Origin of the sequence: Mycoplasmopsis mucosicanis, assembly GCF_006546935.1 — a bacterium.
GTDB lineage: Bacteria > Bacillota_I > Bacilli_A > Mycoplasmatales > Metamycoplasmataceae > Mycoplasmopsis > Mycoplasmopsis mucosicanis.
In genome coordinates this window covers 12081-28976 of record NZ_SMDN01000004.1, presented here as the reverse complement: position 1 = coordinate 28976, position 16896 = coordinate 12081, and the positions used below count along the sequence as shown (strand labels likewise).

Annotated in this window: 6 protein-coding genes; 1 reads left to right on the top strand and 5 read right to left on the bottom strand. The window is 28.2% G+C overall.

The annotated features are described in order from the left end of the window. Window positions 1-201: 201 nt before the first annotated feature. The 5 genes from E1I18_RS01300 to E1I18_RS01280 form a co-directional block, all read right to left on the bottom strand. Window positions 202-9111, bottom strand: a complete 8910-nt coding sequence (locus tag E1I18_RS01300) for a GA module-containing protein (protein ID WP_141483806.1) — start codon at window positions 9109-9111, stop codon at window positions 202-204. Between the two features lie 301 nt (window positions 9112-9412). After that, the gene (locus tag E1I18_RS01295; RefSeq protein ID WP_141483805.1) at window positions 9413-10381 is read right to left on the bottom strand and encodes an exonuclease/endonuclease/phosphatase family protein; all 969 of its coding nucleotides are present in this window, start codon (window positions 10379-10381) and stop codon (window positions 9413-9415) included. A 182-nt stretch (window positions 10382-10563) separates the two neighbouring features. Then, window positions 10564-10893, bottom strand: a complete 330-nt coding sequence (locus E1I18_RS01290; protein WP_141483804.1) for a variable surface lipoprotein — start codon at window positions 10891-10893, stop codon at window positions 10564-10566. Window positions 10894-11102: 209 nt separating this feature from the next. Beyond that, window positions 11103-12614: an APC family permease gene (locus tag E1I18_RS01285; protein ID WP_141483803.1), complete on the bottom strand. Its 1512-nt coding sequence runs from the start codon at window positions 12612-12614 to the stop codon at window positions 11103-11105. Window positions 12615-12804: 190 nt separating this feature from the next. After that, the gene (locus E1I18_RS01280) at window positions 12805-15465 is read right to left on the bottom strand and encodes a hypothetical protein (protein ID WP_141483802.1); all 2661 of its coding nucleotides are present in this window, start codon (window positions 15463-15465) and stop codon (window positions 12805-12807) included. 586 nt (window positions 15466-16051) lie between these two features. Here E1I18_RS01280 and E1I18_RS01275 point away from each other — a divergent pair. After that, complete coding sequence (locus E1I18_RS01275; RefSeq protein ID WP_141483801.1) at window positions 16052-16876, top strand: HAD-IIB family hydrolase; 825 nt, start codon at window positions 16052-16054, stop codon at window positions 16874-16876. Window positions 16877-16896 lie beyond the last annotated feature (20 nt).

Genomic DNA, 16896 nt, shown 5'->3' with positions numbered 1-16896 from the left:
ATTAGAAACGTTTAACAAGATAAATATATAAATTGTTAGGTGATCTATACATATATAAAATTTCCCTAAACACTCATATATCAGTAGTTTAGGGAAATTTGTCCTTTAGTGTCATATATTGAGATATGATGATTAAATGCACTATGAATAAAGCGAATAAATTAAATAAAAACACACAACTAGTGTGTGTTTGAAATGTTGTTAATTAAATTTTTCAGGCTTATCAGAAAAACCTCAAAGTTCAGCATCATTAAATATACCTTTGCTACGTCCTTCAGCAAATAGTGAAATAAATTCAGGGACGTTTTTGAGAGCTAATATTTTATTGCGTGTATTATCTCTACCATCAGTTGCTGTTAATGTAAATAACTTAATAATAAGTTCAACAACTTCCTTCTTAGTGTATCTATTTGATTTGTAGTTCTGTTTAATTAAGTCAAGAAGTCTAGAAATAACTGATTTGCCTATATATTCTCTTAATGTTGAAGATGGAGTTCGTACATCTCCTTTTCTACCATCAACTTGGGCTGCTAAACTTAGGGTTTTTTGAATGTCTTCACGAATGTTTTTATCAGAAAATGAATCTGTGGAATTATTTCTTTCGATATATAGGTTCAATGAACGTCAAAAATCTAATAAATTAAATCCGTGATCTTTGTCATTATCCCTAATATCAAAAGAAGTTGTAAAAGGTTCAACATATTGTTTAATAAACTCAACATATCTATCTATAGAACCATCACTATTATGTCTATTTCTAATGTATGTGGTAGTTGTTAGGTATTCAATCATTGAGTGTGCAACTGCTCTAATTCTAATAGAATCAGCATATCTTCCAAACAAGAAATTAGTTTCTAGTTCTTCAAGTCCATTATAACTGTTTTGTTTAGCAACTTCGTCTTTATATCATAAGTAGTAGTTATCTTCAGCTGATACTCAAATTTTGCCACCACCGCTTGTTGAAGGGAAATAAGATGCGGCATTATGTAATAACTCTTGTTCAATTCTATTAATGGCTTTTTGTTTAAGTTTTTGGAATTCCTCATCAGCTTCTTGTTTCAACTCATTGATTTTTTGTCTTGAATTAGACTGCTCAGGTCTATTTAGTTGTCTAATAATTTCAGTACGTTTTTCACTTTCACTTGGATTATTTGCTGTTCCTAATAACTTGTCAACATAGTCTCTTGCTTCTTTTCTTAACGGTTCTAATTTTGCACCTTCAGAGATTTTTCTTAATTGATCAAGACCTATATCATCAATATTTTGAAGTTGTTTTTGATATTCTTGCTTAATATCTCTAGATATTTTATCTTGTTCAGGTATTGCATTCACATCTCTTAGAGCTTCTTGTTTTGCTTGTTGAATTTCTTTAAGTCTTTCTTGCACACGTTTAGCAATTTGATTCATTTGTTGTGTTGTTGTTGCTTGTGAAAGTTCACCGATTAAATCATTTTTGTCATTATAGTTTTTAATCTTGTCTAATTCTTTAACTATATTATTGTAATTTCTAATTTTATTTATGAGCGCATCTAAATTATTAAGGTCTGTCTGTGCAAATTCATCCTCAAATCTATCTTTTTGGTTTCCTGCACCTACACCTTTAACTTTATCTAATTCTGCTTTTAAAGTAGCAATTTTGCTTGCTGCTTGGTTTAGTGTTGACTCAACCCTTTGTTTATCTTGGATTGTCATATTATTTGTTAAAGCATTTTTAATTCTTTGTTTTGTTGCATCAACTTTTGATTTTAGAGTATTTTTGGATGGATAATTTAAATTATTATCTATAAATCAATCATAGTTCGCTTTTAAACCTTCATTAACTATAGTGTTTATTAATTGAATTTCACTTACTATTGCTTCTCACTCTTTATTACCTTTAATACCATCAATTCTTTTAATAATATCATTATATTTATTTTTGTCGTGATCTCTTAGGTTAGTCAATTGTTGAACAGTGCTTTTCACATTAGCTTTATATTCTTTAATAATTTCGGCTTTAAGATCTTTTTCTTTGTAATTACCAAAAGGAAAATCTTGATTATTACCGAGTTTTGTAGGTACTGTCTGATTTAGACGTGTTAATAAATTGTTTTTGACTGAAGAATCCACAAAACTACTATTAATAATATCTTTGTACTCTCTAATTCTTAAACTTCAATTATGCGGTAATATGTTGTCAACATCACTAACTGAGGTTGCTTGATCAAGCGCTCTCTTAATATTATCTATAGCAGTTTTTGGTTTACTTGAATCACCTTCAATGTATGGAATATTAGATAAAGATGAAACAAAGTCAGTAATTTTTTTACTCAATGTACCTATTTGTTTATCAAGTGCAACTAATTCACTTTCAGATTTAGCACTATCAACTTTAGCTTTAAGTTGTGTTTTACTACTTTGACCACCATTAGGATATGGTAATCTTTCTATTGCTCTTTTGATGTTTGCTTTTTTATTATCTAATTGTGATTTATAAGCCATAATTTCATCAATAAGGTTTTGAGCCCCTTGTTCATTTAGAGTCGAAACTACAACAACTACCTTATCAAGTTTGTCTTGAAATTCTTTAACTTTAGGATCACTGCTGTATTGTGCTTTGAATTCATCAAATTTAGATTTTGCTTCTTTAAATTTAGCAATAAATTTAGTTGTTTGATCTCTAAAACTATCAATTTTATCCGTTACATTGTCGTTATTTGGTTGTTGAGGATTTTTAGTTCCAATGGTTTCAAACAACTTTTTAAGGTGTTTTTTATTTGATTCTTTTCCACCAACTTCATTAGATGAAATAGACTCTAAAAGATGTTTAGCATCATCATAAAATCCTGACACCACTTTATCACCTTGAAGCGTTCTACTACCTAAATATTTAGTAATTCGCTCCATTTGTTCTTTTGTAAATCCAGCAGGTAAGTTAAGTATTTTGTGTTTTAGTGAGTCTTTAACATCGTTTGGAATGTTTTTGCTGCTATTATCTTTATATTTACGAGTAAATTCTATTAATGCTTTATATCATTCTACTTCAACATCAACTATATGTTTAACCTCTTGAGCACTACGTCTTGTTCTTATTTTCTTAATTAATAAGTTATAAGGTAAAAATCTATATTGATTTAAGTCAGTAACTTTATCTTCAGTTACACCATTTGGTAAGGAATTAAATCAGTCTTGATGAGATCTTAAATGGTTTCCTTTGTCACCTGTTCAAAACTTATCTAATTCTATTTTGAAAGGAGCAATTTTATTTTTAATTGCTTGAAGCTCTGCAACTGTGTTCTTGGTTTTAGCATCTTCAAGAAAACTTACTACTGCTAAAATGTCACCACTAAGTTTTTTGGTTTCTTTATATAGTTCAATTGCTTCATCAATAATGTGACCTAAATTGTCTTGGTCTTTTCTTGCAACTAATGAGGCTAATTTATCTCATAAAGCATTTTTTAAATTATCTAATGCTTTATTAGCTTCTGCTAGATCTTTAGCATCGTTGCCATTCGCACTTGCATAATGTGCAAATTGATTGAATTTTTGTGTGATAGTTTTATAGTTTTCAACAAGTAGTTTAAATGCTGTAAGTTTTTGATTAGTTTCTGCTTTAGCAAATATTTTATTGAAACTCTTAATTGCACTTTTATTTTGATTTGGATTTTTATCTATTGCATCAATAGAGTTTTTAACATTAGTTACAAGTGTTTTAAGTTCATTTAGTTTTGACTCAAGAGCTGTTATATCAGTAACACCATTCAATGATTTTTTAGTGTAAAGATCTTTTAGTGCTTCTTTAGTTTTCGTAACATCTGCTTGCAATTCTGAATCACTTGGATAAGGAAGTGAATCAATAAAAATTGAATAGTTTTCTTGATATCCTGCAACAACTAAATCTTTAATTTTTTCAAATACATCATGTTGTCATTGATCAGGATTTGTTGGTTTAGCAACTGCGTCAATTTTATTTTTGTGTGCTTGTTTTTGTTGAGTGCTTAAATTACTCATTGAATCAACTTTTTGTTTAGCTAGATCTTTAAGTTTGCTCAAAAACTCTGCTTCAAAATTAGCTTGCGTGTAACCATTAGAACCATAACCATTAGGCAACATTTTGTTCAATTTAGTTAAGAATTCATCTTTTTCATGAGTATTATATGAAAAGAAATGTTGTCCAGAAGCAAAACCTTCAGCACCTAAATAACGTTTGATAAGTCCTTTATATACATCAATTGCGTGAATATATTTATCATCAACAATATTTGCACCTTGTTTAGGATCAGTTAATGAATCTATCTTGGTTTTAAGTTTTGCTAGTGCATCTTTAGGTTTAGATTCTTCATAAGGAATATTTTCTAGTTTTGCATTAAGTGTTTGAACAATACTACGAAGATCTTTTACTTTTTTGTCTAATTCATTGATTTTTGTAGGGTCGTTAGGTAAAGCATCTACTTCAGCTTTTAAAGTCTCAATAGATTTCATCGCTTCTTTAGAGGTTTTATTAGGATATTCAATTTGGTCAATTATTACTTTTAAATCCTTTTTCTTAAGATTGAATTTGGCTTGTTTTCTTGCTTCTTCAACAATTTTGTTGATTGAAGCTTGGTCAGTGGCTACACCTATTTTCGTCTTAAATTTATCTTTTTCACCTTGATCTAAATTATTGATTCCGTCAATAATATCTTTACCAAGTGCTCTTTGAATTTCTAATTCAATTGATGGAACTTGACTTAAATCTGTAAGTCCATCTATTAATTTATTAACTTTAGATTTTTCTTGAGCATTAACTATAGGTGCTGCTGCTGATTTAAGGTCACTTATTTTTTGTCTTAATTGATTTAATTTTTTATAAAGAGCATTTGTTTGTTGACTATTTGTTGCTTTATCTGCTTCGGCTTTAAGAGCATTTTTAGAATCCATTGCTTCAGTTGAAGAAGGATCAGGATAAGCTAATTGTTTATCAATTTTTGCCTTTAGATCTTCCTTAATTGCTTCAAGAATAACTTTGTCAATATCATTGATTTTTTGTTCTAATTGGTCTAGAGAAATGTTATTATCTGATTCACTTCATTCATGAATTTTTGCCTTTAATTCAGATTTTTTATCTTCACCAAGATTACCTAATAAATTAATTGTTTGGAATGCTGATCATTGACGTTTTGTTTCATAAATTTGTTTTTTAAGATCTGCTTCATTAGTGTCAGGCAATCAATCAAGGCGACCTTCTTTTAGTTTTTGTTGGTTTGTTTGTGGAATTGGATAGTCACCTTGTTTTTCAATAATATCTCTATATTTTTGAATTTTTTGTTTAAGTTCGTCTTTAACAATTTCATTAACTTCTGAGTCTGTGGTTGCATTGTCCAACTTTTCCTTCAAGAATCTTCGACCGTGTGTGTCTGGTTTAGTGAAAGGCAACTCATCGATACGTTTATTAACTGCTTCGATTGCTGTTTTAAGATCATTAAGACGTTTTTTGTATGCGTCAAAACTATTATCATTAGCATTATTTGTATCGATTACTTCTGCTTTAAGGATTTGTTTTGCACGTCCATTGTTAGTTGGATAAGGAAGCTTGTCAATGAAATTTTTAAGGTGTTCATCTCTTGCTTTTTCAAGAATTCTAAGCATTTGTTCATATGAGTCAGCAGTGTTGACTTCATTTTTGAGTTTAGTGCGCTCTTCACCTGATAATTCATTCAATTGGTCAATTTTAGTATTAATTTCAACTTTATCTTGTGTTTTTAATTTGTCAATTTTGTCGAATAAGTCTTTGAATTTTTCAGATTCGAATACCTTAGATGTTTCATCATTAGCTTCAGTTTGTTTATTTGAAGATAATTTAGATATTTTTTCTCTTGCTTCTGCAAGTTTTTTACCAATTTCATCGAGTTCAGAAGAAAATGAACGAAGTTTTTCTGTTTCAAGTTTATTAATTTTTGCTTTTAATGCATCTTTAGCTTCAGTTTTTCCATTAGACGAATTTGGATAATTTAATTTATCTACTTGTTCAATTAATCTACGTTTTAGATCATTTTTGTAGTCTTCAGCACTTGATGTCTTAGCTTTTTCAATATCTTTTTTCAATTGATCAAAATCATCATCACTTACAGCACGACTTAATTGATTATTAAGGTCAGCTTGTCTTTGACCATCTTGGTCATTTCCTGCAACTTTAACGTCTTCGATAGCTTTCTTAGCTTCTTCAATCTTTTTAGGTAGACCCTCAATTGTTGATTCAACATTAGCAATATTATCCTGTGTTGCTTCATTTATCATTGTGTTTAGAGTAGTAATAGCAACTGAATTTTTGCCATTTGGATAAGCTAAATCGCTAGCTTTTTTGTGTAATTTTGCTTTCTTGATGTAAAGTTCTGTGTTTTTGATGCCTGCATCATCAATATCACTAGCCAATTGTTTAGCTAGTTCTTTTTTAGTATTTTTAACATCTAAAACGTCTTGGTCAGTAAGTCCTTCAATTTGAGATTTCAAGCCAGAAAGTTTGTTTTTAAGATCGTCAAGTTCTTGACCTTTTTCAGTAACTTTATCTTTTTGAACTCCATCAATAGATTCTTTGAGTTTTTTGATAGTTTCATCAATAACTTTTTTAACATCAGGATCATCAGCTAAAGCATATTCGTTAGGAGTAATAACTTTTTTAAGTTGCTCAATTTTTTCTAATAGTTTAGCTTTATCTAATATTCTTTGAATCTCATCAGCATCTAAAGCATCTTGAATTAATTTTTTATTTTCTTCTTTTTGTTGAGGTGTTAAATCTTTGAGATTGTTTAGTTCTTGTATAGAGTCATTTTTGTATGAATTTTTAGCTTGTTCAATAGCTTTGTTTAAAGCATCAAAATCAGCATCTTTATGAGCTTCATTAAGTTGACGGTTTAATTCGTCTTGTTTAGACTGAGGTAATTTAGCAATCTCATTTTTTGCATCAAGAATTTTATTCTCAATATTACTGAAATTATCTTGGATTTTCTTAAGTTGTTCAAGATCATTGATATCTTTATAAGAATCTTTAATTTCTTCTTTAGCTTTTGCTTTTGGATCTGGATAAGAAAGAGTATCAACGTTTTTGTCCATTGCATCTTTAAGTTCTTTAATTTCTTGAGCTTTTTTAATGCCTATCGCTTCGTTAATTACTTCATCAATTTGTTCAGGTGTAGAAGCTTTATTAAGTTTATCGTTAAGTTCTTTTTGCTTGTCTAAAGGTAATTGATTAATTAAATCACTAGCGCTCTTAATTTTTGATTCAAGAGTTTTAAGTCTTGAATCAAATTCATCAACTTTTTCTTTACTATCAACAGTATCATTAATTTCTTTAATGATGTCTTTGATTGCTTGAACACCATTTCCACCAGGATAAGGTAATAATTTTGCTTTTGCTTCAAGGTTTTTTTTAGCAACTGCAATTTCTGTTTGACGAATTATGTCTTGCATTTGCGCTCAATTATCAGTTTTATCTACTAAGTCTTTGAGTTTGTTTTTCTCTTCATCGCTTAATTTATTTGCGCCTATTTCACTAATTTTATCTTTGGTCTCATCTTTGTCTTTTTTCAATAGTCTTTCAACAAGTTCATCTAATTCATCAAATGATTGATTTGGAAATGCACTATTACGCTCTAAAAGTGATGTTTTATCGAGTTGAGTATTAGCTTCTTTAGTTGCACTTGGACTTAATTTTGCGATATTTTCTTTTGCACTTGATATTTTTTGTTTAATTGTGGGCAAAATTTTGCCAACTTCTTCTTTGGCTTTTTCATATTTTTGAGCACTTGATAAAGTAGCGTCATTTTTTATTTGTTCAACTTTTTTAACTAGGTCTTTAACTGCTTGAGAATTAGCTTTGCTTGGATATTCAAGTAGCTTAATTTCGCTTATGATGTCTTCTACACCTTGTTCTAATTGATTATCTTTAATTGACTTGATTTGTGCATTAATTTCTTCTAGTTTTTGTTTAGAATCTTTGTCTGTTATGTCTAAATTGAGAATTTTGTTCAATAATTCTTGCTTAGTTTTTTCATTTATTAAGTCTTTTAAAGAATCAATTGATTTGATTTTTTCATTTATCAAATCAAGTTGGCTTAAGCTTGCAGCATCACTAATTTGTTCTTCAATTGCGCTTTTTACTTTTTTGTCTTGAATTTTAGATGCTTGTTCAACACTTTTGGTTCTAGCATCTTCTAGAATTTTTTGAGCTTGTTCAACTACTTGTTCTATGGTATTTTGGTCGCTATCTGCATTATTAATTTGATTAAGCATTTGCTCAACACGTGGATCATTGTCGAGAATGTCTCTAACTTTTTTAGATGCATCACGTTTAATTTTACTTAGTATATTGATTGCATCACGAGTAATTTCTTCAATTTCTTTTTGTGTTACATCTTTTTTGTTTAAATCTTTTAAAAGCGCTTTTTTATCATCAGAATCTTTTAGTTTATTGATGTGTGATAATGCTTTTTCTTTGGCTTTTTCAATTAATTTATTAACTTGATCTTCAATGTTTAGATAGTCTTTTTCTGTATTGTCTTTTTTGTCTAATTGTTTAGTTAAAGCATCAGAATGCTCTTTGTCTGTAACTCGATTTATTGATTTGTGTGCTTTTTCTTTTGCTTGTTCTAAAGCTTCATCAATTTGTTTAACTGCATTAGAAAGATCAGATGTAGTTGCATCTGGCTTGTTAATTTGGTCTTTGATTTGTTGTTTTTTAGGATTTGAGTTATCTAATTTTTCAAGTTGTTCAAGCGCTTCTTCTTTTGTTGGATTTTGTTTTTTGTTTGCTTGAGCAATGACTTCATCAAGTTTTGCTACACTTTGTTCCAATTTTTTAAGTGCTTGCTGAACACTTTCATCCTTGATGTTTTTGTTATTTGAAATGAGTGCTTTAGCATTTGATGATATTTCTTTAGCATTGTCTAAATTAGATTTTGATCACAAATCATTAGCCAATTCCGCGGCAATTGAATTTACGCTTTGATCCATTTCGTTAATTTGCTTCAATAAATTCAATGTTTTTGAAGATTTTTTGCGAGAAATAAAGCTAGCTAAAAGACCAGTAGATGCTGCTGCTGAAACTGTTGACAAAGCTAACAATGTGTTTATTACTTTTTTACTTTTTCAATTCATAGAGACCTCTAAATAAATAATGTATATATAGATTTATATATAATTTATTAATATTAAATTTTTTGAATTCTATCAAAACATTCCGTTTTTTTTTTTTTTTTTTTAGCAAAAAGATAATTTTTTTGCAAAAAGTACTCATTTTTGAGTATTTTTTTCATTGTGTTGCACACAACAATTTACTCAATTCAATAAAAGTATTGCTAGCATTAATTAAGTTAAGTTTGTTCAAAATGTTCTATATATCAGATCAAAAAACAAAAAGCATTTTTTGCTTTTTGTTTATGAAATTAATGCTTGAACTTTATGCTCAATATTTAATTGGATAAGTAAAGCTAGCGGAGTTAATAAGATCAAAGTTTTTAGAGTCATAGATAATTGCAACTTGTTCTTGTTGACCTTTACCAAAACGACCTGAATTTAGATATTCTTCTCTTATTTTTGTGTCTTTTTGTAGTTGTACAATTACTTTAAATCTTGACTCTTTAATCAATTTATTTAACTCATCAACAATTAATTGAACTTTTTCACCACGTCCATTATTTATTTCGGTAAGTCCAACAATATCAAAAGCACTTTTATAAATTATTGAAGCCAATGACAAGGCTTTGGCTTCATCCTTGTCATTTTTTTTACCATAATTCAATATGTTTCAGTGTGCTACTCGTATTGTTTTTGCATCTTTAGCAATCTTGAAAATTGTGCTTTTTAATGAAGCATCTACTTTTGTTGCATCAATATTTGTATTTAAATTTATATCAGTAAAAACAGGAGCATGATCTGAAATTAGAGATCTAACAACTTGGTTATCTTTTTGAGAATTATATTTAGGTAATCAACCTTTAGCATTTTTTAATTGTTGTTTAGTTATAAAATAACTAAAAGCTTTATAAATATCTATTTTAAAATCTTTAAGTCCGTTTTTAATTATTTGTGGTGTAAATGTCTGCTTATCATTATTAATAAAAAACATTTTATCATATTGATTTGTATAGTTGCCCCTTGTACCTAAAGAGGTGATGAACTGTTCTTTATATGTTCTTTTGTTGGCTAAATTAACACTTAAATCCAATACACTTTCAATGTTTGTATCTTTATTTACAAATTTACGAGCAAGAAAATAGTTCTCATTTTTAATGTTTGTATCTCCGCCAAAAATAATGAAATCAGTTTGCTTGTTAGCTCATTTAAAAACTTGTGGAAGTGCCAAAAATTCACTAACCTCTTGAGCGCCTTGTTTATTAAGATTTGTTAATTTATTGTTAGAATCCACTAATTCTTGTGATGGCCCGGGTTCAGTACCTTTTTTAGCAGGACTATCTAAATGATCAAAAAATGTTGAAATTTGTTTATTGTTTGATTTTATTTTAAACTTAGCAAGAAATGGTGGACGAACAAAATGCGTTATTTTGCCTTGTATTTCTTCGGTAGGTTTATTTACAAAATCATCGTTATTTATAATGCCATCTTTGTGATCATTATTGGGGGGGGGGTTACCTTATTTTTGTCTTCATTTTCCTGAGAATTTTGAGCATTGTTATCGTGAGACTTATTGCTGTTACCATTTTTGTCTTCATTTTGTTGAGGATTTTGACCATTGTTATCGTGAGACTTATTGCTGTTGCTATTTTTGTCTTCATTTTGTTGTGGATTTTGAGGAATAGTGTCTTGTTTTTCGTCTGATCCATTATTGCTTTTTGACTTAGATGAATCTACACAACTTGCACAAATAAATGGTAATGAGGTTATAAAAGTTAGTGAACTTAATAATTTTTTGTACTTCATTTCAACTTCCTTGAATATATACTATTTTAGACGAATAAATTATACATTAATTAGATTAAGTTGAGTTGAGTGCATCAAAATGCAAATTTTACTAAAAGTACTCATAAATGAGTGTTTAGGGAAATTTTATGTATGTTAATTAACAAATATATATATGTTGAAAATAAACAAAAAAAGCCTCAATAAGGTTTTAAGATATATTGATGTGTTTATAAAACAGTATTATGATGTGAATTAGCCTCATTAAGGTCTAAATCTTTAATCATATCTCGTTTAAATATTGCTTTTTCAAAAGCATAATTAATTCAAGGAATACTCATAAAGTAAGCAAATAACACCATATACAAAACAAAAGGAACATAGAATTTTATTAAAGCACCTTGATTATTATCTCAAAATACTCCTCATCCAGACGGGTTATTTGTGCGATTAATAATTAAGTTTTCAAATTGGAAATATAGATAAGAAAGTTCGAGTAGAGTAATACCGACAACCGCAATAATTGCAGATGTGTAAAACAATACACTATTTATTTTTTTGCTATCTTCAATCTTATTACGTTTAATTAGGTACATTAAAATTGTAATTCCATAGATTGCAAAAAAGAATACAGTCGGAAAGTTTGATAAACCATCTACAAAAATGTCGGTGTTAAAGACAATGCTAGGTACAATAATTATTAAAAAGTAGAATATTTCAATAAATATTAAGTACATAATAAACGTACCTTGAAGGCCGATTTTTTCTTTTAGTTTTTTTGAGCCAAATAATAAATTATTTTCAACATTGGCCTTAAGTTCACTAATAAATGCAGATGAAAGACCATTAATAACACCTAGCGAAGAAGCAAAAACAAAGAAAATTATTGTTGCTGATACACTTGATGAGTATTTTTTAGGCAAAACATCATTAATCAAATCAGAAATAACACCTTTAGAATGTAAAATTGATGAAAGAGCAATTAAAGAATAAAGAATTACAACTAAAATCATTCCAACTAGTATAGCTTTAGGTAATGTTTTTTGTGGATTTTTGGTCTTTTGCGATATTGATGAAGATACTAAAAATGCATCATAAGAAAACAACACTGCAGGCAAAGCAACTATAAGACCTTTGAGTGAAAATGCGTGTTGAAAAAACGCATTTTTGCCTTCATTATTATGGATATTAGGCAAAGCAATTCCAATGATTAATGCAAAAAGAAGTGGTAAAAATTTAACTACTGTAATTACTATTTGAAAATTTGCTGACGCCTTCAATGAAAAAACATTTAGCGCAATAAACACAGTACTCAATAAAAGACCAACTATCACGTGCATCCATATTTTTATGCTCTGTGCATCAACTGCTTTAATTAGCACAAAGAAAAAAAACAATGATTCTGAAGCAAAAATACCAATAACAGCATTTAAAAGTCCTCAATAAAATAGAGTATATGCAACTGAACAATGATATGCTAGATGTTTGTTTTTGCTTATCTTATAAACTCAATTGCTTAGACCAATTAATTTAGTATTTTTAAATGAACCTATTTCAATAAAACTTATTGCAGCAGCTATTGAAATGATTCCTCCTATAATTCAGGCCAATAATCAACTTATTCCATCACCATTAACTGCTTTAGAAACAGATTGATTTTTAAAGAAAATACCAATACCAACAACAGATCCAACAATCATTGCAATAGATAAAAATAAGCCTATTTTCTTTTGTTTCTGCATTTGGCCTCCTTATAAGAAATAACTTTTTTTATAATATCACAAATGTTTATTAATTGATTTAATAATTACTATTTTTCCTTATACACTCATATTTGAGTGTATTGGGAAAAATTAAGTTATTTAATACACTTAAAAATCAATAAAAAAAACTGATGTCTTTTGTTTAAAAAAACATCAGTTTTTTTGAATATTAGTTGTTTTGAGATTTAGAGTTAAAAACTAGTCTGTCTTTTAGTTTATCATCTTTTGTTAAATCAAATACATATGTTCTATCAGCTAGTCTCAAGTTAAATTGTGATAGTTTAGCTTCATCGTTTGAATTATTTAACGAAACCTTAACAATATTTTTTGTACTATTGTCTTCAAAAGATAAAAATTCAACTTTTATATCTTTTGAGTCAATTGGAGAAAATTTATCATTTGCTTTAGTTAATTGTCCATTTGATGATTTTAATACTAATGCACCAAATTTACCTTTATCAATATCTTTATCAAAAGCTAAGTAAATTACATTATCTACTTTTTGAATATGAGTTAATTTAGGTGGATTAAAGTCTTTTTGCTCATCTGCCTTAACACTTTCATTTAATGGTATTTGTATAAGTTCTTGTTCTTTTCCGTTTTCCTTAAGTCCACCAACTAGAAGAATTAAGTCCAATTTATAATCTGCTATTTGTTTTACTTTATTATCATTAGGATCGGTATATTTAATCGGTAATTGTGCTTCAAAGAAGAATTGAACTTCTTTCTTTGCACTGTCATATTTTGCAAAACCATGAACACCGGTTTCAGGGAATCCTTTTACTAATGGAAGCGCTTCATCATTTTTATTAGCTTTTAACATTCATTGAACACCACCAATTAAAAGTTGTTGAATTTTATCGTCATTTGTAAGATAAGATGGTCTTTTATCTGATTTTTGAGTAAGTGTAATATCTCTTTTTATAATGTCTGGTTCATTCTTTGATACACTTGCATCATTACTCAATATCTTACTTTTAAGAGCTGCTTCTTCTTTAGCTTTTTTAAGATCGATTTTTATGCGGTCGGCTTTGTCTTCATTTTGTCTAAAAGTAGAAAAAGCATATTGGTATGTTCTTTCATTGTTTCTAACAAAAAGTGAGAGTAATCGAACATATTCCACATTGTCTTTCATATTTTTTAATGATATTTCAAGGATGTTACCTACTTTTTGGTTTGCTCTTCTAACAACTTTTGGTTCATAGTTGTCATCAGGAAGGAATTTTCGTGAAAATGGATTATCAAATGTATCGCTTACTTCTTTGTAACGCAATTGTGCTGCAAAGCTTAATCCTTCAATACTTTCATTAAATTCAATATAAAGTTTGCCATTTTGCTTAATAACATCTCTTACCATAGGTGGATTAAAATCAAGTTTGCTATCTGAAACAATTGGTGTTTTAGGAGTTCATGCTTCTTTGTGATTATTATTTTCAAATTCAATTTGTTTTAATTTATATGACTTAATTGGTAATGGTTTGTTTTTATCATCAGTGGCTTGCGCAGGTACTGAATAAAATGTTTTTAGACTTACAGATTTATCATTTGAATCGTATTTTGCTAGTACTCATTCTCTATTTGAAACTTCACGTTTTTGAATAGAACTATTTACTTCAACTTCAACTTCATAAGTAATGTTTGCTCAAACTTGTTCATCTTTATTTTCTTCTTTTAGTCATTTAGGTTTAGTTTCTGCACTAAATTTAGTATTTAACTCTCTTAAAACTTTACCAACTGCTAAAAATGCATCTTTTCCTTGTTTTGCTTCATGAACTTCAACTGCTGGAACCAATGTTTTGAACTCATGCGATGATAATTCTTTTGCTTCATATAAAACACTAACTTTATATTTTGTGTTTGCTTTTAAATCAAACTCATCAAAATTAACATCAAAACTAGTTCCTGAAACTTTAACATCTTTAGATTTGTTTAAATCAACACCCTCTTTAAGTGAAGTGATCTTAATTGTAAGTGATTTGTCTTTAATGTGTGCAAAGCCTTCATTTGTCAATTTTATTGTGGCTTTAGTTTCAGAAATATTTACATCTTCGAATTTAATATCATTTAGCTTAAATTCTTTAATTTGTTTTTCTGTATTTAGGCCTAATGTTGTAAATGTGTGAGTTACCAATTCTTTATCTTCATAAAGAACGCTAATTTTATATTTTGTTGAGTATTTAAGTTCTTCAAACTCTACCTCAAAACTTTTTCCACTTACTTTATGGTCTAATGATTTTTCAAAAGGTTTAGATGGATCTAAAGAAGTGATCTTGATTGTAAGTGATTTGTCTTTAATGTGATCAAAGTCATTATTTGTAAGTTTAATTTTGGCTTTATTATCGCTAATATTTACATCTTCGAAAGTAATGTTTTTCAAATTAAATGTAGGTTGTTCATCTTTAGATTTAGTTTTAAATGGTAGTTTTTGTACTTCTACACCATCAATTGTTACAACTAAAGTATACTCAGTATTTGGACTTAATTTTGATCCTTGAGCATCACCAACAGCGATTGAAAGTTGCTTATTAGTAATTGGTAATTCACCACTTATAAGCATTTTGGTTGGTTCATTTTTAGAATAAATTACATATGATAATTTTTTAGGATTTTTACTATCTACATATTTGTCTAAATTAGTTAATTGGAATGTAGCTTTGGTTGCATTCACAGAAAGTGTAGATACTTTAATTGGATCTTTAACTCTCGTGCATTGTACAGCTATAGCTGCTGCAATAGCAACAGCACCTCCGGCAAGTACACAACCTAATATGATTCCAGCACGTCTTTTCTTACGTTTGTCCTCATCTTTTGTTTTTTGATTTTCGTTCATATATATCCTTTCATTTAGATTTATAGTTTTATGAAGCTAATATACATAGTTTTATATATATATATATATATAGGCCTATAAAATCAAAAAAAATTGCGTTTCGGGGTAAAAATGTGGAAAAAATGTCAATTTTGGCTTATTTTAAGAATTTATCGATTGCTTTCTGAATATGCAAATTAGATTTATTTCTATTTAATATCAATAGAATTTTTACTAAAAGTACTCAAAAACGTGTATATACGTAAAATTTAAGAATAAATTTGATTGCTTATTGTGCTGATACACGATGTATAAATCTATGTCATATTTTTTAAACTACAAAATTTATAAATAGTCATAAAGAGCTTACAAATAGATTAGATCTAAAATGAACACTAAAAACATTTTTGTCTTTTTATTAAGTAAATTTTTAAAATAAAAAATATTGATATTTTTACCAAAAGTACTCAAAAATGTGTATATTAGTAAAAAAATGTTTATAGGACATATTAAAAAAATAGTGTATTATTTATTAGCATTTTTAATATAAAAATTAAGATATAAATATAAATTTAAATTATTAATTATTAAAATAGGAGTGTTTATTATGAAGAAAAAACCTGTTGTTTTTAGCGATGTTGATGGAACCATCTACACAAGTAATGGTTATGTTTCAAACTTTAATTTAAAAGTTATTAAACAAAATGAATTGAGTTTTAATATAGCTACTGGTAATCCAATTTGTCCAAAAATGTTCAAATTAGCAAAACTAACAAATGCAGACTACATAATCGGTTCTAGTGGAGTACAAATTTATGATTTTAGACATTATAAATTTGTACGTGAAGAATTCCTTTTGCCAGCTGATGTTAAAAAAATATTTGACCATTTCAGAAAGTTAAATATTTCAGCAGCTGGTTGGAGTTCAGATGCATTTTATATTTTTAGAGATGAGGATAAAGAATTTCTAAATAGAATTTATTTTAGATATGAACATTTTGACCAATTTGAATTATATGAGGGTCAAGAAATTAAAAACGTTTCTAAAATTGAAGTCTATTTTGAAAATGCTGAAAACATTGATGAAATCATTGCATTCTTACGTACCTGTGATGTAAAAATCATTAAAACACATATGAATTTAGAAATTCTTCCACGTGGTGCATCAAAAGGTAAAGCAATTTTATGAATGCTGCAAAACATATTTAAACATCACTCAACAAACGATGTTATGGTTATAGGTGATAGCGAAAATGATTTTAGTATGTTTAAAAGATTTAATTATTCATATGCAATGGACAACTCAAAAGACGACGTAAAAGAAAAAGCAAAATATGTAACTAGATCAGTACAAGAACATGGTTTAGGTATTGCTATTTTAGATTATTTATCTAAATTCAATAAAGCACAAGAACAAGAAGAAGAAAATTAATAAAATTATAAGTAAGGAGG